This is a genomic window from Bradyrhizobium sp. WSM4873 (assembly GCF_055811355.1).
In genome coordinates this window covers 337,218-353,691 of record NZ_JBVVPS010000001.1, presented here as the reverse complement: position 1 = coordinate 353,691, position 16,474 = coordinate 337,218, and the positions used below count along the sequence as shown (strand labels likewise).

Below are 16,474 nucleotides of genomic sequence, written 5' to 3'. Positions count from 1 at the left end.
TGACCCGCGGCGGATGCGTAGGGCGGATTAGCCGCAAGGCGTCATCCGCCGTCTCTCGCCGAGTCGCGCGCAAGATGGCGGGTTACGCTTCTATAGTCCGCCCTACGATCTCTCTCACGGCTTCACGAACCGATAGGCGAAGCGATCGGTCTTGCCCTTGATCGCGGGATCGAACACCTTGATCGTGTGCGGATCGTCCTTGTTCGCGAGCAGGGTGCTTTCCGCGTCCAGCACGAAGCCGGCCGCCTCCACCTCCTTGCGAACGTCGATGACGGTGGAGCCCGCATCTCATCTTGCGAACCGGATCAACTCGGACAGCTTGGATTGGTCGTACATCTGGATCTCCTTTAGGCTTGGGCATTCGACGCGCGCGCGGCTTGCGCCAGTGCTTGCGTGTCGACGTACTCCCGGATGTTCGTCAGTTTGCCGTTGCGAACGGTGATGGCGAAGATCCAGTCGTCCCTAAACGTCTTGCTCGTGGCTTTGATCTTTCCCGTCGCGAAGCCGACGACCAGGACCCGGTCTCCTTGCGCGACGAACTCCCGGGGTTCGGTGGACGTTTCGATCGACTTGGATGCCGTCTCCAGCAGATCCGTCACCCCGTCGTGCCCGCGATGCGTTCCGGCCAGCGGCCAGTCCTCGCCGGGGATGATCCACTCGATGTCCTCAGTGACCAGCTCCAGCAGAGCCTTCCTGTCGCCACGGCCGATCGCGGCGAAGAAGTCTTTCACCGTCTGGACGTTCTTTTCGGTGCCCATGGGATTTCTCCATTTCGCTCGGATCGGATCGCGCGCGATCCGATCCCGTGTGTCGTATCCCCAAGGTGGGGACCTCGTGTTCATCAGCCGAACTTGACCAAATCCTTGAAGATCAGGTGGCCCCAGCTGTTTCCGCGCGCCTGCACAAGCATTCCGCCTTCGGAAAGCCCGCCGAGCTTGATCGTCGCGAAGCCGAGCTTTTCCGCAAGCGTGCCGATCTCCGCAGAGGCGGCGTCATCGTCGCTCGCCAGGAACACGACTCTCCTGCCGCCATGGACGGCCGGATCCTGGGCAAGCGCGGCAGCACCCAAATGGTTGAAGCCCTTGACCAGTCGACCGCCGGTGAAGGCTTGCGCGACGGCCCTGGACGAAGGTTGTCCTCCCAGTTTCTCAGGCGGCACGCCGTAGGCATTGGTCACATCGATGATGGTCTTGCCCTGCCAGGTGGGTAGCGCCTTCGCGACATCCTGGTGCGACTCGAAACGGACCGCCAAAAAGATGATGTCCGCCTTGACCGCGTCCGCCAGCTTTTTGGGAATGATCGTGGGTCCGATCGCGGCCGCGGCGGATGCAAAGCTTTCCGGGTCGCGCGTGGTTGCAACGGATACTTCGATGCCGTTGCGGTCAAACGCCCTGGCCAGGGCCTGGCCGATATGGCCGAAGCCGATGATTGCGTAGCTCATGATGTTTCTCCGATCTGGTGTCGATGGCGCGGTCAGACCTGCGCCATGCCGCCATCGACGGCGAGATCCACGCCGGTGATGTAAGAACTTTCATTGGAGGCGAGGAACGTGACGGCAGCCGCGATTTCCTCCGGCTTGCCCCTGCGACCCATCGGGACCTGCGAAGCAAATCCGGCGGCGGCTTGCTCGGCTTGCTCGCGGGTCAAGCCCGTCGTTGTCGCTAGGGCCGGGGTCTCCGTTGGCCCGGGGCTCATCGTATTGACGCGGATTTTGCGGTCTTTCAGCTCCAGCGTCCAAGCGCGCGAGAAGCTGCGCACCGCCGCCTTGCTCGCGGCGTAGACGCTGAACCCCGGCAGCCCCTTCACGTTCGACACCGAAGAGTTCAGGATGATCGAACCGCCGTCCCTGAAGAGGGGGAGGGCCTTCTGCACCGTAAAGAACAGCCCCTTCACGTTGACGTCGAAGGTCTGGTCGAAATGGGCCTCGGTCGCTCCTGCGAGCGGTGCGATCGTTCCCGCGCCCGCGTTCGCAAAGAGAATGTCGATGTGACCATGTTTCTCTTTCACGACGGCATAGAGCTGGTCGAGATCGTCCAGGCGCGACACGTCGCTCACGACCGTCGTCACGTTTCTCTCGATGAAGGCTGCGGCCTCCTTCAGCTCTTTCTCGCGTCGCCCGGTGATCACCACGTGCGCGCCTTCGTCCACGAAGCGCTTGGCTGTGGCCAACCCGATCCCGCTGCTGCCGCCGGTGATGACTGCGATCTTGCTTTCGAGTTTTTTCATGATCTTTCTCTTTCGTGTGTGTATGTGTGGGTCAGGCGCGGGACCGCGCCGGGAATCAGAGTTGTGCCAGGCCGCCGTCGACGGCGACTTCGCTGGCGGTCATGAAGCTGCTGTCCGACGAGGCGAGAAAGGCAGCCACGGCCCCGATCTCCGCAGGATCGGCCATCCGCTGCAGCGGCGTCATCGCGGCGAAGACCTTCTGGCCTTCCTCGCCCAGCGCTTCCTTCGCGAGTTCGGTCGCGGTCGCTCCGGGCGACAGCACGTTGACCCGGATGCCGCTGCCTTTCAGGTCCTCCGCCCAGGTCCGCGCGAGGTTGCGCACGGCCGCCTTGCTGGCGCTGTAGGCGCTCATGGCCGGGGCGCCCGTGGTGCCGGCGCTCGATCCGGTCAGGATGATCGAACCGCCCCGGCGCATCAGCGGCAGCGCCTTCTGCACCGTGAAGATCGTACCCTTCACATTGGTGTCGAAGGTTTCGTCGATGTGCGCGGCAGTGATCTTGCCGAGCGCAAGCTGGCTTCCCGCTCCCGCATTGGCGAAGACGATGTCGAGGGTTCCGCGCTCGGCCTTCACCGCCCCGTAGAGCTGGTCGAGGTCGGCCTCATCCGAGACCGAGCCCTTCACCGCGCGGGCATTGGGCCCAAGCGCGGTGACAGCCGCGTCGAGCGCTTGCTGTCGGCGGCCGAAGATGAAGACGAAAGCGCCGTCCTCGATGAAGCGCTTTGCCGCGGCGCGGCCGATGCCGGTCGCGCCACCCGTGATGACCGCAACCTTGCCGTCGAGCTTTCCCATGATTTCTCCTGTCGTGGTGTCGGGACAGCATCTGCCCCCGACGACCCCGAGATAGGTCCGGCGGCGTCAGGCGTTGAGTGCGGAAGCGTGCACAACGGTGGTGCGAAATCGATCCGGCCGGACGACCGACGCCAGCCGCGAAGAGCGGTGTCCGTCGTTCGGAATGGGCACCTCTGGCCGGAACCGGCTATGATGATCGCCCGTACTGCGGTACGAGGCGTTGGATGGGACTTGAAAGGCGCACCGCGCGGTGCGGGATTGCACCATGATCGACTGGGATGACGTTCGCTACTTTCTAGCCGTTGCGCGCGGAGGCTCGGTGCGGGCCGCCGCCGAGGCGCTCGGCGTGAACCACGCCACCGTGCTGCGACGCGTCGCCCAGCTCGAGGAATGCCTCGCCGTCCAGATGTTCGAAAAGCTGCCTTCGGGCTACCGCCTGACCGCTGCGGGCGAGGAGGTCCTCGAATTCGCCGACCAGATGGAAGCCTCGTCACACCAGCTCGAGACGCGCGTGTTCGGGCGCGATCAGAGCGTGCGCGGGCGTCTGCGGGTGACGCTGGCGCCGCCGATGGCGACACATTTGCTCATGCCTGATTTCGCCGATTTCGCGCGTCTGCATCCCGACATCGAGATGGATATCCTGTCGTTCGGCGAGCTGGTCAATTTGACCAACCGGGAGGCCGACGTCGCGATCCGCGTCGTCTACGACCGCAAGACCCTGCCGCTCAATCTTCACGGCGTGAAGGGACCGGAGCTGTTCGGCGCCGTCTACACGTCCAGGGATCGGCTGGCCGCGTGGCGTGCCGGCGCGCCTGATCCCATCCGCTGGATCGTCATCAGCATTCACGGCATCCCGGATTGGGCCAACGCGGGTGAGGTCCGCACCACGGGCGTTCCATTCAGGGTCACGGACGCCGGGGCGCAGATCGTTGCGGTCCGGCAAGGGCTCGGCATCACGACACTGCCGTGCTTCGTCGGCGATGCCGACCCGCTGCTGGTGCGAGTGCCGGGCACCGACCTGCACATGTACGGCACGGTTTGGCTCCTCACACAGGGAGAGACGCGCAAGACCAAGCGCGTGCGGCTCTTCACCGAGTTCGTGTCCCGCAGGCTCGCCGCGTACGCGCCGCTGCTGGCGGGGCTGTCGGTGGCGCGCGACTGACGCGCGGCAAGTCACGGGCGTAAAGGTTGGCCTCGACAGATCAATGCGTTATCGTGCTTCAGAACAATCGAGTGGGAGTAGGGTTGTGACTGCTATTGAACCAGCGTTGCTGGGTGTTGTTTCCTGGAGAGGCAGCGCCGCTTAGATCATGGGATTTGGGGTATTCATCCATCGATTGGACTCGATCTACGATGACAGCCCCGCTGAGCAGTACCAATTTCCCAGTCAATATCTTCATCGCGTTGAAGCCTGCATCGGCGATTGGATAGTATATTACGAACCGAGCAAGGTTGCTGAAACGCGCGGTTACTTTGCAATTGCTCGGGTTCAGCAGGTTGTTCCCGATCCCGGTACTTCCGGGATGTTTCTCGCTTTGATTGAACCCGGAAGCTATCTCGATTTTGCCAATCCAGTCCCATTCAATGGACCGACAGGTCCAGTAGAGCGCGGCGTCCTTAACGAGCAGGGACGGATTTCAGGACGCGCTCAGTCCGCAGTCCGCCCAATCTCTTCCGACGATTTCAGCAGAATATGCGAGCTTGGTTTCGCGGAGAACGCGCCGCTGCTGCCACGGCGCGACGGCGACCTCCCATTGCTCGAGCTTAACGACCAGCCTCAGGTGCCATTCGCGATTGAGCAGCAGCGCGACCGTGTTAGCGTGACGATTTCGAGAATTCTGCGCGATCGAGTGTTTCGCCGGGTCGTCCTCCGCGCCTACGACGAGCGTTGCGCCGTCACCGGCCTCAAGCTCATCAATGGAATGGGGCGCGCGGAGGTCGCGGCGGCTCACATACGACCCGTCGAGGCAAACGGGCCGGACATCATCAGCAACGGGGTTGCTCTTTCGGGCACCGCACATTGGATGTTCGATCGTGGTCTCATCAGCTTCGCGGATGATTTGGAGATATTGATCTCGCGCCAGACAAATGATCTGGGGGGAGTGCAATCGATCATCAACAAGACGGGGCGTGCGCTTGCGCCGCGCCGGGCGTCGGATCGGCCACATCCGCATTTCTTGAAGTGGCACCGCGAGCATTGTTTCAAACAATAAGCAAAGCCGTGCGGCTCATTCGACCGAACCCGCCCGTCGCTGAGCCGCGATCAGCATCTCCACGAACGCCGTCACCTTGGGTGGGCGGAATCGAGCCGCCGGGTACACCGTGTGGATGCCGCCGGATGGCAGTTGCCATTGCGGCAGGATGTGAATGAGGCGCCCGGCCGCGAGATCGTCGGCGACCAGGAAATCCGGCAGCACCGAAAGGCCGCCGCCGGCGAGCACGGCCGCGAGCACCCCAGGCGTCGTGTCGATGGCGATGCTGGCCTGCAGGCGCACAGCGCGTCGGTCGAGATCGCCGCGCGAGAACTGCCACAGCAGCGGCTCGCGCAGCGCCATGTTGGCGACGAACGGGAGCGTCGCGAGATCGTCGGGATCGCGCGCGGCGGCGATCCGATCCGTGAATGCGGGAGCGCCGACCAGACATTGCCGGAACGCGCCGATCTTGCGCGCCTGCAGGCTGGAATCGACCAGCCAGCCGACACGGATCGCCATGTCGATCTGGCCTGAGGCGAGGTCGACCGTCTGATCTTCGAGCGTCAACTCCACGCGGCAGTTGGGATAGCGTGCCGCGTAGGCCGTGACGACGGCAACGACGACGGCTGTGCCGTAGTCGTTCGGCGCCGTGATCCGCAATGTGCCGGTCGGCGCGGCGGCCGCCTGCGCGAGCTCGTCGAAGGCATCCTCCGCTTCGCGCAAGATCATGACGCAGCGCGCATGAAACATGCGGCCCGCCTCGGTCGGATGGACCCGGCGCGTCGTGCGCACCAGAAGACTGGTGCCGAGATCGCGCTCCAGCTGCGCCACCTGCTGGCTCACCACGGCCTTGGTGATGCCGAGCCGCTCGGCGGCCCGCGTGAAGGATCCGGTGTCCACGACGGCTGCGAAATAGGCCAGTCGGTTCAGGTTCATTTGGTTCGTCCGGTCAGATCTATTGTCAGCCAATACCATACATTCTGTATATTTTGTTGATATTTATCTACCAATGCGCGCGTGCCACATTGCATTTCAAGGAGATCGCCATGTCCGCGCCCATTCATGTCACCTACCTGTTCGATCCGCTCTGCGGCTGGTGCTACGGCGCCGCCGCGCTGCTCGAACAGCTCGTGGCCCGACCAGATTTCGCGGTCCAACTTGCGCCGACAGGCCTGTTCGCCGGCGAGGGCGCCCGTCCGATGGACGACGGCTTTGCCGCTTATGCCTGGACCAACGACCAGCGGATTTCGCGCTTGAGCGGCCAGCCTTTCAGCGAAGCCTATCGCCGCGATGTGCTGGGCGACCGCACGCGCCTGTTCGATTCCGGCCCGGCAACACTGGCGCTCACGGCTGTTGCGCTCACGGCACCTGATCGGGAGTTCGCGGCGCTGAAGGCCTTCCAACTCGTCCGCTATGTCGGAGGCCGCGACAGCACGGACATGTCCGTGCTGTCGGACGTACTGCGCGCGATGAACTTGCCGCAGGTTGCCGCGCGTCTGGCAACGCCCGACGCCGCGTTGATCGCCGCGTATCGCGCGCGCCTCGAGGCTGCGCGTGCCGAGATGCGCCGGTTCGGCGCCAACGGCGTCCCGGCCCTCATCGTCGGGACGCGCCATGATCGCCGCCTCGTGCAAGCAAGCGCGCTGTTCGGCAGCCTCGACGTCCTTGTCGACGGACTGAAGGCGGCCTGAGCGCAGCGATCAACACAGACCGGACCATCCAGCTTTCATTTCGCGATCCCAGACCAGCACCAGGAGACCAGCATGCCGACAAGGAGAACCATCATGAAAACCACTCTCGCCGCAGGCGCTGCCGCCATCTTCGCACCCGCAGGCCTCGGCCATGCCGCCGGCGGGCTCGCCTGGAAGCATTTTCCCGCAGGACCGAACGGCTTCTTCCGGGCTCCCGTTCTGGTGTCCGGGCCGAGCGAAGCCGTGCTGATCGATGGCGGCTTCACGCTGTCAGATGGCAAGGCTGTCGCAGACGCCATCAAGGCAACCGGCAAGAAGCTCACCACCATCTATATCAGCCAGTCGGACCCGGATTACTATTTCAGCCTCGGCGCCATCAAGGCGGCGTTCCCGGAGGCCCGCGTGCTCGCGGCGCCCGCAACTGTGGCGGCCATTAACGCCAGCGTCGAAAAGAAGCTTGCCGTCTGGGGGCCGCAACTCAAGGCGAACGGCCCGCAGGTGCTCGCCGATGTGGTCATTCCCGAAGCGTTCGACGGCAAGTCGCTCAGCGTGGACGGCGAGACCATCGAGATCGTCAGCGCCGACGGCCTGGCCAACCGGCGCTATCTGTTCGTGCCCTCGCTCAACGCGGTGTTCGGCGGCGTGCTGATCTTCTCCGGCGTCCATGTCTGGACCGCCGACACGCCGACCAAGGAGCAGCGCGCCGCCTGGATCGCCAATCTCGAAAAGATCGCGGCGCGCAAGCCGGCGATCGTCGTCCCCGGCCATCTGTCGGTAGATGCAAAGACCGATCTGTCCGGTGTCGAGCACACCATCACCTACCTCAAGGCGTTCGACCAAGAGCTGGCCAAGGCCAAGGAGTCCGCGGCGCTCAAGGCGGCGATGGAGGCGCGCTTCCCCGGCCTCGGCATGAGCGTTGCGCTCGACATCGGCGCCAAGGTCGCCACCGGCGAGATGAAATGGGGTTGAGATGGGGGCGAACCTCGACCTGATCCGCGCCACCTATGAGGGATCGTCGTCGGAACAGAACGGCCGCAACTTGCTGGCCGCTCTCGCTCCGGATGCCGCATGGACCGAAGCGGAAGGGTTTCCTTATGCGGGCACTTATGTCGGACCCGACGCGATCATATCAGGCGTGTTCCGATGTCTCGCCACCGAATGGACCGGCTATCGTGCCGACGTTCACACCTATCTGGAAGACGGCGATCGCGTCGCCGCCTTCGGCGTCTACTCCGGGACCTACAAGGCGACGGGCAAATCCATGCGCGCCAATTTCGCGCATCTCTATCTGGTGAAGGACGGCAAGATCGCCGGGATGACGCAATATGTCGACACCGCGATGGTGCAGAAGGCGCTGGAGACTGCTGGCCACTGACAGCCGGCTACGTCGGAATGTACGAGAAGGGAGCCCGCGACATGCGGGCTCCCTTTTTCCGTTTTGACGGCGGCCAGATCTTGCTGAAGTTCGCCACGTCCGTTGCCGCCGTCTTGATCCTTGCGCAGGCGCCCATCACGCTCAAAATGGGATCGACGGGATGCCTGCCATACCGCAAGATCGGTCGAGCGTGTCATCGCCGTCAGCGACTAGATGGAGCCGCCACGGAGGAGGGACGATGAAGGCGGCGCTGCAGAACTATCAGGACCGGATGCGACGGGTGCTGGATCATATCGACCGGCATCTCGACGATGATCTGGATCTGGACACGGTGAGTGCTGTTGCGGCTTTCTCAAAATATCATTTCCACCGGCAGTTCTCGGCAACCTTCGGGTTATCAGTGCATGTCCAGCTGGCCCGCATGAAGCGCGCTTCGCATCAACTGGCCTACATGGACGCTCTTGATGTCACGGAGATTGCGATGGATGCCGGTTACGACGCACCGGATGCCTTCGCCCGCGCCTTTCGGCAACGGTTCGGGCAATCGCCGTCGTCGTTCCGGAAGTCTCCCGACTGGGAGCCGTGGCTTGCGGCCTTAGGGCCTCTCGACAGCGCCAGGAGCACGCTCATGCAGAAGACGTTTACCACCGACGACGTGACGATCCGCGATGTGCCCCCTACGCCGGTTGCGATCATGGAGCATCGCGGCGACCCGGCGACGCTTCCCGCCACGATCCAGCGCTTCATCGCGTGGCGCAAGGCGGCGAACCTGCACCCCAGGACAAGTCCGACCTTCACGGTCTGGCGCTCCGAGCGGCGTCCTGCCTCGCCGGCCGAGTACAGCACGGACCTCTGCGTCGGGACCGACCAGCCGACCGCGGCGAACGGCGAAGAGATCAAGGCCGGCGAGATCCCCGGCGGACGCTGCGCGGTGCTGCGCGTCGTCGGCTACACCGACAATCTCGAGCCGGCCGCGCTCTTCCTTTATCGCGACTGGCTTCCGGCCAGCGGCGAGGAGGCCCGCGACTTCCCGATCTACTGCCAGCGGCTGAGCTTCTTCCCCGAGGTGCCGGAGCACGAGACCGTCGCGGACGTTTTCTTGCCGCTGAAGTAGCGTCCGCTGACGGCGCCTGTCGCTTCCGATCACGGAAACCGGCAGGCCGCCATTGGCGGATCAATACCGCCACGATGTGATCCCGCGTTCACCTCGGGAAACGGGTGGCCGCTCGCCGGTGCCTGATGTCTTGTTCGGCTCCTTTTCGACATCAGGAGAGTCTCACGGTGGAACTTGCAAACAAGACGATCATCATAACCGGCGCCAGCAGCGGTATCGGTGCTGCCGCAGCGTCGTTGTTCGCGTCCGAAGGCGCCAATGTGGTGCTCGGGGCGCGTCGCCCCGCCGAGCTGCAGGCTGTCGTGGACGGCATCAGAGGCGCCGGTGGGCGCGCGACTTTTCTCGTGGGCGACGTTCGGGACGCAGGATACGCTGAAGGTCTGGTCGAACACGCCATCAAGACCTTCGGAAAGCTCGACGGCGCCTTCAACAATGCCGGCATTGTCGGCGACATGACGCCGGTCCCCGAGATGGCGTTCGAAAATTGGTCCGATGTGCTTGCGGTGAACCTCACCTCCGCCTTCCTCGGCGCAAGGGCGCAAATCCCGGCACTGCGCAAGCAGGGCGGTGGCTCCATCGTCTTGACCTCCTCCTTCGTTGGCTTCAGCAACGGCGGCATGCCGGGGATGGCCGCCTACGCAGCCTCGAAGGCGGGACTGATCGGCCTGGCCCAATCGCTTGGCGCCGAGCACGCCGCCGAAGGCATTCGCGTCAACGCGCTTCTGCCTGGAGGAACCATCACCCCGGCGGCAGGCGAGGGCAATCCAGACGCCCTGAATTTCATCGCCGGGCTTCACCCGATGAAGCGGATGGCCAGTCCCAAGGAGATCGCGCAGGCGGCCGTTTTTCTCCTGAGCGACCGGGCATCGTTCATGACGGGCAGCCCCATGACGGTTGACGGCGGCATGTCGGTCCGCCTGACGTGACGACGAACCCGCCAAGCGCGCGGCGACGGTCACCTCGGCGCAAACATTGGATGTTCGCCACGTATCTCCATGATACGAGACCCCGTCGTTCGCTTCCGGAGTTCAATATTGATGTCCGCCGCCACCGCCCCGAGTCAGTCGCCCGCGACCGCCGCCGAAACCGATCCCGAAACACTCGGCTGGATGAAGGGCTTCCCGCCTTCCCCCGACCGCACCATCAGCTTCCAGGATGGTTCGTTCCGCAGCTTCCCCGAGCTGCGCTGGGCCTGGAGCAACATCCGCCAGCTGGTGCCGACCGTGAATGTCTGGCGCGGGGCGGGGCCTGCGTCGGTGCTGCCGCGGCAAGACCATGACATCGGCGCGTCGGCCTCGACCACGATGGACGGCCGGCCCATGACCTTCGCGAAGATGCTCGAGGAGACCTACACCGACGGCATCGCCGTGCTGCATCGGGGCAAGCTGATCTATGAGCGCTATTTCGGCGCGTTGAAGCCGCACAAGCCGCATATCGCGATGTCGGTGACGAAGTCGTTCACGGGCGTGCTCGCCGGCATTCTGGTCGCCGAGGACAAGATCGACCCGCAGGCGCCCGTCACGGACTATGTGCCGGAGCTGAAGGCGAGCGCGTTCGGCGATGCGCGCATGCACGAGGTCATGGATATGACCACGGGGCTCGAATACACCGAAGTCTACACCGACAAGAACTCGCATGTGTGGGGACTGCGGCGCGCCAACGGCATGGCGCCGATTCCACCCGACTATGACGGTGCGACCACCATCTTCGAGTTTCTGATGGCGCAGAAGAAGCAGGGCGAGCACGGCAAGACCTTTGCCTACAAGACCGTCAACACAGACGTGCTGGCCTGGATCATCCGGCGCGTCAGCGGCATGAACTTGTCCGATCTGCTCTCCGAGCGCATCTGGCAGCCGATGGGCGCGGAGGAAGACGCGCATTACCACGTCGATCGCATCGGCACCGAAAGCGGCGGCGGCGGCCTCTCCACCACCTTGCGCGATCTCGCCCGCTTCGGCGAGATCATGCGCAATCACGGCCGCTTCAACGGCCGGCAGATCGTGCCTTCATCTGTTGTCGAGGACATCGCGCGTGGCGGCGATCCCGAAAAATTCAAGCCCGCCGGTTACACCACGCTCCCCGGTGCGTCCTATCGCAATCAATGGTGGGTCACGCACAACGCCCACGGCGCCTATATGGCGCGCGGCGTTCACGGCCAGGGCACCTATATCGATCCCAAGGCCGAGATGGTGATCGCGCGCTACGCCTCGCACCCCGCAGCGGGCAATGCCGCCAACGACCCCATGACGCTGCCGGCCTACATGGCGTTGGCGAAGGAGCTGATGGCGGGCGAGTGAGGGCGCGGGTGCCTGTCGATCATCTTGCGAAGCATTACATATGGGTGTATGTAAGCCCCTATGGCGCACATCAGCATCCGCGATTTGCAAAAGATTTCAGGCGAGGCCATCGGTGCGTTGCCCGGCCCGACGCCTGTCAAATCGGGTGAGCGGACCGTAGGGCTGCTCATCCCCCTCAAGGCAGTCGATTCAGGCAAGCTCGCGGCGGTTCTGGCGCGGGCCGAGCGGTTCGCGAAGGGACGCGACGTGGCCGCGGACAACGCAGCGCTGGCTGAATTCGGTGACGTCGATCCGGTCGATTGGTCGGTCTCGGCCGTGAAGAAGCTCACGGCCAAGTCGAAGGCATGAGACGACCGTCAACCACGATCGTCGTTGACGCAGCCATTCTGATTGCCGCCGTTCGAGGCCGAAGCTCCGGCGCGCTCCTGAAGGCTGCTGAAATGGCGATCCTGGTGACGACGGACCGCGTTGTCCAGGAAGCGCGTCGCCGTATCGCGCTTGGGCTGCGGCGCCCGGAGCTGACCGAGCTGCTGGACGCGTTGGCTGAGCTGCTCACGATCGTTCCGGTAGCCGCATTGGAGCCTATGCTCGCCCGATGCGAAGAGACGCTTCGCGACGCCGTGGCAAGCCGCAATGGGTCCGAGCGCGACGCGCATGTGCTGGCGCTGGCCTGGAGCGTCGAGGCTGACGTTTGGACGACAGACCGCGACTTCGCCGGAACCGGTGTCGCGACATGGTGGACGCCGAACCTCATGCGCGCCTATGCGGATAGTGACGCGAAACCGGCCTGAGCCTTACGGCAGCTCCCGCCAGCGCATCGGCAAAATGCCGTCCTGTCTGAAACTGGCGAGGAAGCGGAAGCGGGCGGCTTGCGGATTGGGGCGGGCTTCGATCGGTGTGCCCAGGATCTGCACGACGTCTGCTTCGTCATAGGCGGGCCAGGGTGGCAGGCCTGATCCGTTGGGATCGCCATGCGCTGCGAAATTCACCCAATAGGCCATCATGGTCCGCGCCAGCGCGCGGTCCTCTTCGGCCGGCGGTGCCGAGCTGCCGATCACCTGTTGCGGTGTCAGTGTGCCGAACACGAACGGGATTTCGGTGACATGCGAGGCGATCGGCGTGTAGTGCGAGGTATGGCTGAAGTGATAGCCGTAGACCGGCGCGCGTCCCCCGCGCCGATGCAGACGCAGCCACTGCCAGCATTGCTCGCCGACCACGATGCCGCCGGTGAGCGCGGACGCGGACGCCTTGGCCTCCGCGTCGGTCGCGGCGGGGTAGACCTTCACGAAATCGGCCATGTGCTCCCTGCCGAACATCGCCTCGGCCGCGGCGACAAAGGCTTGCGCCGATTGATCGGGAAGTGACTGCGAACGGAAAGGAAATTCCTCAGTGGCATTCCAGCCCGCCAGCAGCGGGATGTGCATCTGTTCGCCGCGCAGGAAGCGCCGCGCGGGCACGTCAGGCACGACACGACCATCGATGCTCGGCGAGAAGGCCGTCACGACCGGGCTGGTCCTGAAACTCCATGGCGCGGCTGCATTCAACCGATCGGCCGGCATGCTGCGCAAAGCTGCGACCGACCCGTTGCCCTGCTGCCGGGCAAAAGCCAGACCACGCGCGCGGGCTTCTTCAAAGCCCTGGAGTGGGCCGTGCTTGCCGTCCCAGAACGCGCCGCTCTGTCCAATGGCCTTGTGAAACAGTCCGTGCGCGAGCGGCGAGGCCATCAAGATGCCGATGGCCATGGCGCCGGCGGATTCGCCGAACAGGGTGACGTTGCCGGGGTCGCCGCCAAAGCCGGCGATGTTGGCCTTGACCCAGCGCAGCGCCGCCAGTTGATCCTGCAGGCCGTAATTGCCTGACGGCGCCTCCGCATCGAGCTCGGGATGAGCCAAGAAGCCGAGGATGCCGAGGCGGTAGTTGAAGCTGACGACGACGACACCTTTCACTGCTAGCGCGCCTCCATCGGTTGCAGGATTGGCCGAGGAGCCGAACTGAAAGCCGCCGCCGTGAATCCACACCATCACGGGCCGCTTCTCATCCGCGCGCTTCGCCGCGGTCCAGACGTTGAGATAGAGGCAATCCTCGTCGCGCGGTCCCGGCCGCTGGTCGTTTTCGAGCGCCGACAGACACCCCGCGCCGAACACGCGCGCATGGCGCACGCCCTCCCAGGGCGTCGGCGGCTGCGGTGCGCACCAACGCAGAGGCCCGACCGGTGGCGCGGCATACGGAATGCCTTTGAACGCGATCACGCCGCTTGCATCGCGCGGGCCGCCACGCACGGAGCCTGCTTGCGTGCGGACCCCGCGTTCCAGCTCGGCTGCTGTCGCACTGGTGAAACCATGCATGGTCGTTTCTCCTGATCGCAGAGCGTGCCCGACCACCGCCGGGAGACAGCAGCCTATCGACATTCCTCTCCGTTCGATTTAGATGTTCCGCCAATCAATTGCTAAAAACCGGCAAGCATGCGGCAGCCGCTCCGTTTTCCATGGCCTGATCTCGATGTGGATGATGTCTCCGCGCCCGTTATCGCGGTGCGCGTCGACGTGATCGGGACCAAAGGCGAAGCGCCCGATCACAGCCACCGCAAGGGGCAGCTTGTCTTTGCGCTGGGAGGCGCCGTGACGTGCCGCGTTCCCACCGGCCTGTGGATGGTGCCGCCGCATTGCGCGGTTTGGGTGCCCGGGGGCCTGCAGCACAGCAACCTCGCGACAGAAAATGCCCGGCTGTTCTTCGTCTATATCGAGCCTGACGCCGTGGACCTGCCGAATCGATGCTGCACGCTCTCGATCTCCCCGCTGCTGCGTGAAGTGATCGTCGAATTGTCTGATCAGATCGCGGATGACAAGGCGAGGGTGAACCTTCTGGCGAGCGTCCTTCTGCGCGAGCTTCCCCGCATGCCGGTTCAGCAGCTTCATCTGCCGCTCTCGCCCGAGCCGCGGTTAAAGAAGATTGCCGCGGCGCTGGCAAAAAACCCTTCCGATCGCAGGACGCTGGCCGAATGGGCCGCTCGCGTCGCGCTGAGCGAGAGCAGCCTCGCGCGTCTCGTTGTCCGCGAGACGGGCTTAAGCTTCGGGCGCTGGCGCCAGCAATTGCACCTGATCGTCGCCTTGCGCGAGCTGACCTCCGGCGCGAGCGTGCAGCAGGTGTCCGCCGATCTCGGTTATGACTCCGTCGCGGCCTTCATCACCATGTTCAAGAAGGCGCTCGGGAAACCGCCGGGCAAATATCTGAGCGGCATCTCGCCAGAATATAAGAGTTGACTTATATTAGTATAGATCGATATTCATCCTTGCACGAAACGACAGGGAGCAAGTGCTATGGAGATCGACGTCGTCAGGGTATTGGGGCTGGTTACGCGTTCGGTGAGGAATTTCGAGAAGGACGGGAAAGCGGCCAGTGCGGTGACACTGACGCGGCTTTACGAGACCAGCGTCGACGATCTCTGGGACGCAGTGACCAGCGAGCAACGCATTCCGCGCTGGTTCTTGCCGGTCGAGGGAGATCTCCGGCTCGGCGGAAAGTACCAGCTCAAGGGGAATGCAGGCGGGACCATCACGGCATGTACGCCGCCGACCCATTTTGCGGCGACGTGGGAATTCGGCGGCGCGATGAGCTGGATCGACGTCAAGCTGACGACAGAACGAAGCCAGGCGCGGCTGACGCTTGAGCACACCGCGATGATCGAGGATCATTGGAATCAGTTCGGTCCAGGGGCAGTCGGGATCGGTTGGGATCTCGCCATTGCGGGGCTGGAGCGATATGTTGCGACCGGGGCATCGGTCGACCATGAGACGGCCGAGGCGTGGATGGGCTCTCCCGCGGGCAAGGAATTCATGACGAGTAGCGGCGAGTATTGGCGCGCGGCGCATGTCGCAAGCGGCGTGGATCCTGCCTCCGCGAAACAGCGGTCGGACCGCACCATCGCTTTCTATCGCGGAGAGACGCCGCCCGACGTGGCGCATCCGGGCACAGGAAGCTGATGCAAATCTTCGAGGTCCTCGCCGACCCTGTCCGCCGTCGCATCCTGGAGCTGCTTGCGCCCGGCGAGATGGCGTCCGGTGAGGTCGTCGAAGTGATCGGAGCGGAGTTCGGGATCACGCAGGCAGCCGTGTCGCAGCACCTCAAGGTGCTGCGCGAGAGCGGCTTCGCGACCGTTCGGGCGGAGGCGCAACGACGGCTCTATTCGGTCGATGCTGCGGGGCTCCAAGCGGTGGATGCATGGGTCGGTCAGTTCCGCAATTTCTGGGAGCCGAAGCTGGACGCCCTGGCGACGGAAATCGCGCGCGGCAAACGCGAGCGTCGCAACGCGCCAATGACCAAGCGGAGCGGGAAGCGGGCGTGATGGCGTCGCGGCAAAGTCGCATCGCGCCGCTTCAGTGAGGCACGAAAGCCGCCGCCAAAACAGCAAGCATACCAAAGCTGGCGATATTCCAGAACAGCGAGCGGACGAGCGGTATGCCGGATAGGTAAAGCGCGGTGTAGGCGATGCGTCCGCCAAGATAGGCGATCGATCCCCAATAAGTCAGCTCGTTGTGAACGCCTGCGGAGTGAGAGATGAGGATCGCGGCGGCAAAGAATGGAAACGTCTCCATGTAGTTGCGGAAATTTCGGTTGAGCCGGCCGGGGATGGCCTTGAGCGGCGGCATCTCGGTGTCGCGCGGGCTCGCAGCCCATCTGAGGCCGTACTGCAGGTTCGCGGCTTGCGCGGCGGCGACAAGCTGTACGAAGCCCCAGACGATCGCGGCGGCCAGCATCGATAGCTCGAAGCTCATCGCCATTGGCTGTCCCC

At 64.2% G+C, this 16,474-nt stretch carries 20 protein-coding genes and 1 pseudogene; 13 read left to right on the top strand and 8 right to left on the bottom strand.

Features of this window, described 5'->3' with window-relative positions; genetic code table 11:
- Positions 1-114: 114 nt before the first annotated feature.
- The 5 genes and pseudogenes from AC0L21_RS01760 to AC0L21_RS01740 form a co-directional block, all read right to left on the bottom strand.
- Positions 115-264 (bottom strand): annotated as a pseudogene (locus tag AC0L21_RS01760) (class I SAM-dependent methyltransferase); the annotation flags it as partial.
- An 83-nt stretch (positions 265-347) separates the two neighbouring features.
- Positions 348-758, bottom strand: coding sequence for a nuclear transport factor 2 family protein (locus tag AC0L21_RS01755; RefSeq protein ID WP_473257362.1), 411 nt, complete (start codon positions 756-758; stop codon positions 348-350).
- A gap of 83 nt (positions 759-841) precedes the next feature.
- Positions 842-1,441 carry an NADPH-dependent F420 reductase gene (locus AC0L21_RS01750; RefSeq protein ID WP_473257356.1) on the bottom strand — a complete coding sequence of 200 codons (600 nt, stop codon included), beginning with the start codon at positions 1,439-1,441 and terminating at the stop codon, positions 842-844.
- A 32-nt stretch (positions 1,442-1,473) separates the two neighbouring features.
- The gene (locus AC0L21_RS01745) at positions 1,474-2,226 is read right to left on the bottom strand and encodes an SDR family NAD(P)-dependent oxidoreductase (protein ID WP_473257354.1); all 753 of its coding nucleotides are present in this window, start codon (positions 2,224-2,226) and stop codon (positions 1,474-1,476) included.
- A 55-nt stretch (positions 2,227-2,281) separates the two neighbouring features.
- Complete coding sequence (locus AC0L21_RS01740; protein WP_473257352.1) at positions 2,282-3,016, bottom strand: SDR family NAD(P)-dependent oxidoreductase; 735 nt, start codon at positions 3,014-3,016, stop codon at positions 2,282-2,284.
- Positions 3,017-3,281: 265 nt separating this feature from the next.
- Between AC0L21_RS01740 and AC0L21_RS01735 the strand changes: the two genes are divergently transcribed.
- Both AC0L21_RS01735 and AC0L21_RS01730 read left to right on the top strand, forming a co-directional pair.
- Positions 3,282-4,178 carry a LysR family transcriptional regulator gene (locus tag AC0L21_RS01735; protein WP_473257350.1) on the top strand — a complete coding sequence of 299 codons (897 nt, stop codon included), beginning with the start codon at positions 3,282-3,284 and terminating at the stop codon, positions 4,176-4,178.
- 148 nt (positions 4,179-4,326) lie between these two features.
- Complete coding sequence (locus AC0L21_RS01730) at positions 4,327-5,229, top strand: HNH endonuclease (protein ID WP_473257348.1); 903 nt, start codon at positions 4,327-4,329, stop codon at positions 5,227-5,229.
- Between the two features lie 15 nt (positions 5,230-5,244).
- On the opposite strand, the gene AC0L21_RS01725 is transcribed toward AC0L21_RS01730, so the two are convergent.
- Positions 5,245-6,144 carry a LysR family transcriptional regulator gene (locus AC0L21_RS01725; protein ID WP_473257346.1) on the bottom strand — a complete coding sequence of 300 codons (900 nt, stop codon included), beginning with the start codon at positions 6,142-6,144 and terminating at the stop codon, positions 5,245-5,247.
- Positions 6,145-6,254: 110 nt separating this feature from the next.
- Between AC0L21_RS01725 and AC0L21_RS01720 the strand changes: the two genes are divergently transcribed.
- The 8 genes from AC0L21_RS01720 to AC0L21_RS01685 all read left to right on the top strand — a co-directional run bounded on the left by AC0L21_RS01720 (position 6,255) and on the right by AC0L21_RS01685 (position 12,476).
- Positions 6,255-6,899 carry a DsbA family protein gene (locus AC0L21_RS01720; RefSeq protein ID WP_473257344.1) on the top strand — a complete coding sequence of 215 codons (645 nt, stop codon included), beginning with the start codon at positions 6,255-6,257 and terminating at the stop codon, positions 6,897-6,899.
- Between the two features lie 72 nt (positions 6,900-6,971).
- The gene (locus AC0L21_RS01715) at positions 6,972-7,868 is read left to right on the top strand and encodes an MBL fold metallo-hydrolase (RefSeq protein ID WP_473257341.1); all 897 of its coding nucleotides are present in this window, start codon (positions 6,972-6,974) and stop codon (positions 7,866-7,868) included.
- Position 7,869: 1 nt separating this feature from the next.
- Positions 7,870-8,274: a nuclear transport factor 2 family protein gene (locus AC0L21_RS01710; protein ID WP_473257337.1), complete on the top strand. Its 405-nt coding sequence runs from the start codon at positions 7,870-7,872 to the stop codon at positions 8,272-8,274.
- A gap of 238 nt (positions 8,275-8,512) precedes the next feature.
- Positions 8,513-9,388 carry an AraC family transcriptional regulator gene (locus AC0L21_RS01705; protein ID WP_473257335.1) on the top strand — a complete coding sequence of 292 codons (876 nt, stop codon included), beginning with the start codon at positions 8,513-8,515 and terminating at the stop codon, positions 9,386-9,388.
- Between the two features lie 167 nt (positions 9,389-9,555).
- Positions 9,556-10,314 carry an SDR family oxidoreductase gene (locus AC0L21_RS01700; protein ID WP_473257333.1) on the top strand — a complete coding sequence of 253 codons (759 nt, stop codon included), beginning with the start codon at positions 9,556-9,558 and terminating at the stop codon, positions 10,312-10,314.
- A gap of 111 nt (positions 10,315-10,425) precedes the next feature.
- Positions 10,426-11,685: a serine hydrolase domain-containing protein gene (locus AC0L21_RS01695; RefSeq protein WP_473257331.1), complete on the top strand. Its 1,260-nt coding sequence runs from the start codon at positions 10,426-10,428 to the stop codon at positions 11,683-11,685.
- Between the two features lie 60 nt (positions 11,686-11,745).
- Complete coding sequence (locus AC0L21_RS01690; protein ID WP_473257328.1) at positions 11,746-12,033, top strand: hypothetical protein; 288 nt, start codon at positions 11,746-11,748, stop codon at positions 12,031-12,033.
- On the top strand, positions 12,030-12,476 hold the full coding sequence (locus tag AC0L21_RS01685; protein WP_473258361.1) for a PIN domain-containing protein: 447 nt from the start codon (positions 12,030-12,032) through the stop codon (positions 12,474-12,476). Before AC0L21_RS01690 ends, AC0L21_RS01685 begins: the two co-directional genes overlap by 4 nt.
- A gap of 3 nt (positions 12,477-12,479) precedes the next feature.
- Here the strand turns inward: AC0L21_RS01685 and AC0L21_RS01680 are convergent, their stop codons facing one another.
- Entirely contained in the window at positions 12,480-14,030 is a 1,551-nt protein-coding gene (locus AC0L21_RS01680; protein ID WP_473257326.1) for a carboxylesterase/lipase family protein, read from the bottom strand.
- A 117-nt stretch (positions 14,031-14,147) separates the two neighbouring features.
- Between AC0L21_RS01680 and AC0L21_RS01675 the strand changes: the two genes are divergently transcribed.
- From AC0L21_RS01675 to AC0L21_RS01665, 3 genes are read left to right on the top strand one after another with little or no spacing between them, the layout of a single operon-like run.
- Positions 14,148-14,945: an AraC family transcriptional regulator gene (locus AC0L21_RS01675; protein WP_473257324.1), complete on the top strand. Its 798-nt coding sequence runs from the start codon at positions 14,148-14,150 to the stop codon at positions 14,943-14,945.
- A 57-nt stretch (positions 14,946-15,002) separates the two neighbouring features.
- Positions 15,003-15,665, top strand: coding sequence for an SRPBCC family protein (locus AC0L21_RS01670; RefSeq protein WP_473257321.1), 663 nt, complete (start codon positions 15,003-15,005; stop codon positions 15,663-15,665).
- The gene (locus tag AC0L21_RS01665; protein ID WP_007609182.1) at positions 15,665-16,027 is read left to right on the top strand and encodes an ArsR/SmtB family transcription factor; all 363 of its coding nucleotides are present in this window, start codon (positions 15,665-15,667) and stop codon (positions 16,025-16,027) included. Before AC0L21_RS01670 ends, AC0L21_RS01665 begins: the two co-directional genes overlap by 1 nt.
- A gap of 31 nt (positions 16,028-16,058) precedes the next feature.
- Here AC0L21_RS01665 and AC0L21_RS01660 read toward each other — a convergent pair whose 3' ends face one another.
- Complete coding sequence (locus AC0L21_RS01660) at positions 16,059-16,463, bottom strand: MAPEG family protein (protein ID WP_473257318.1); 405 nt, start codon at positions 16,461-16,463, stop codon at positions 16,059-16,061.
- Positions 16,464-16,474: the final 11 nt, after the last annotated feature.

Bases quoted from the DNA above. Each gene is read 5' to 3' on its own strand.
- AC0L21_RS01755 (WP_473257362.1), bottom strand. From the start codon at position 758: ATGGGCACCGAAAAGAACGTCCAGACGGTGAAAGACTTCTTCGCCGCG.
- AC0L21_RS01750 (WP_473257356.1), bottom strand. From the start codon at position 1,441: ATGAGCTACGCAATCATCGGCTTCGGCCATATCGGCCAGGCCCTGGCC.
- AC0L21_RS01745 (WP_473257354.1), bottom strand. From the start codon at position 2,226: ATGAAAAAACTCGAAAGCAAGATCGCAGTCATCACCGGCGGCAGCAGC.
- AC0L21_RS01740 (WP_473257352.1), bottom strand. From the start codon at position 3,016: ATGGGAAAGCTCGACGGCAAGGTTGCGGTCATCACGGGTGGCGCGACC.
- AC0L21_RS01735 (WP_473257350.1), top strand. From the start codon at position 3,282: ATGATCGACTGGGATGACGTTCGCTACTTTCTAGCCGTTGCGCGCGGA.
- AC0L21_RS01730 (WP_473257348.1), top strand. From the start codon at position 4,327: ATGGGATTTGGGGTATTCATCCATCGATTGGACTCGATCTACGATGAC.
- AC0L21_RS01725 (WP_473257346.1), bottom strand. From the start codon at position 6,144: ATGAACCTGAACCGACTGGCCTATTTCGCAGCCGTCGTGGACACCGGA.
- AC0L21_RS01720 (WP_473257344.1), top strand. From the start codon at position 6,255: ATGTCCGCGCCCATTCATGTCACCTACCTGTTCGATCCGCTCTGCGGC.
- AC0L21_RS01715 (WP_473257341.1), top strand. From the start codon at position 6,972: ATGCCGACAAGGAGAACCATCATGAAAACCACTCTCGCCGCAGGCGCT.
- AC0L21_RS01710 (WP_473257337.1), top strand. From the start codon at position 7,870: ATGGGGGCGAACCTCGACCTGATCCGCGCCACCTATGAGGGATCGTCG.
- AC0L21_RS01705 (WP_473257335.1), top strand. From the start codon at position 8,513: ATGAAGGCGGCGCTGCAGAACTATCAGGACCGGATGCGACGGGTGCTG.
- AC0L21_RS01695 (WP_473257331.1), top strand. From the start codon at position 10,426: ATGTCCGCCGCCACCGCCCCGAGTCAGTCGCCCGCGACCGCCGCCGAA.
- AC0L21_RS01690 (WP_473257328.1), top strand. From the start codon at position 11,746: ATGGCGCACATCAGCATCCGCGATTTGCAAAAGATTTCAGGCGAGGCC.
- AC0L21_RS01685 (WP_473258361.1), top strand. From the start codon at position 12,030: ATGAGACGACCGTCAACCACGATCGTCGTTGACGCAGCCATTCTGATT.
- AC0L21_RS01680 (WP_473257326.1), bottom strand. From the start codon at position 14,030: ATGCATGGTTTCACCAGTGCGACAGCAGCCGAGCTGGAACGCGGGGTC.
- AC0L21_RS01675 (WP_473257324.1), top strand. From the start codon at position 14,148: ATGCGGCAGCCGCTCCGTTTTCCATGGCCTGATCTCGATGTGGATGAT.
- AC0L21_RS01670 (WP_473257321.1), top strand. From the start codon at position 15,003: ATGGAGATCGACGTCGTCAGGGTATTGGGGCTGGTTACGCGTTCGGTG.
- AC0L21_RS01665 (WP_007609182.1), top strand. From the start codon at position 15,665: ATGCAAATCTTCGAGGTCCTCGCCGACCCTGTCCGCCGTCGCATCCTG.
- AC0L21_RS01660 (WP_473257318.1), bottom strand. From the start codon at position 16,463: ATGGCGATGAGCTTCGAGCTATCGATGCTGGCCGCCGCGATCGTCTGG.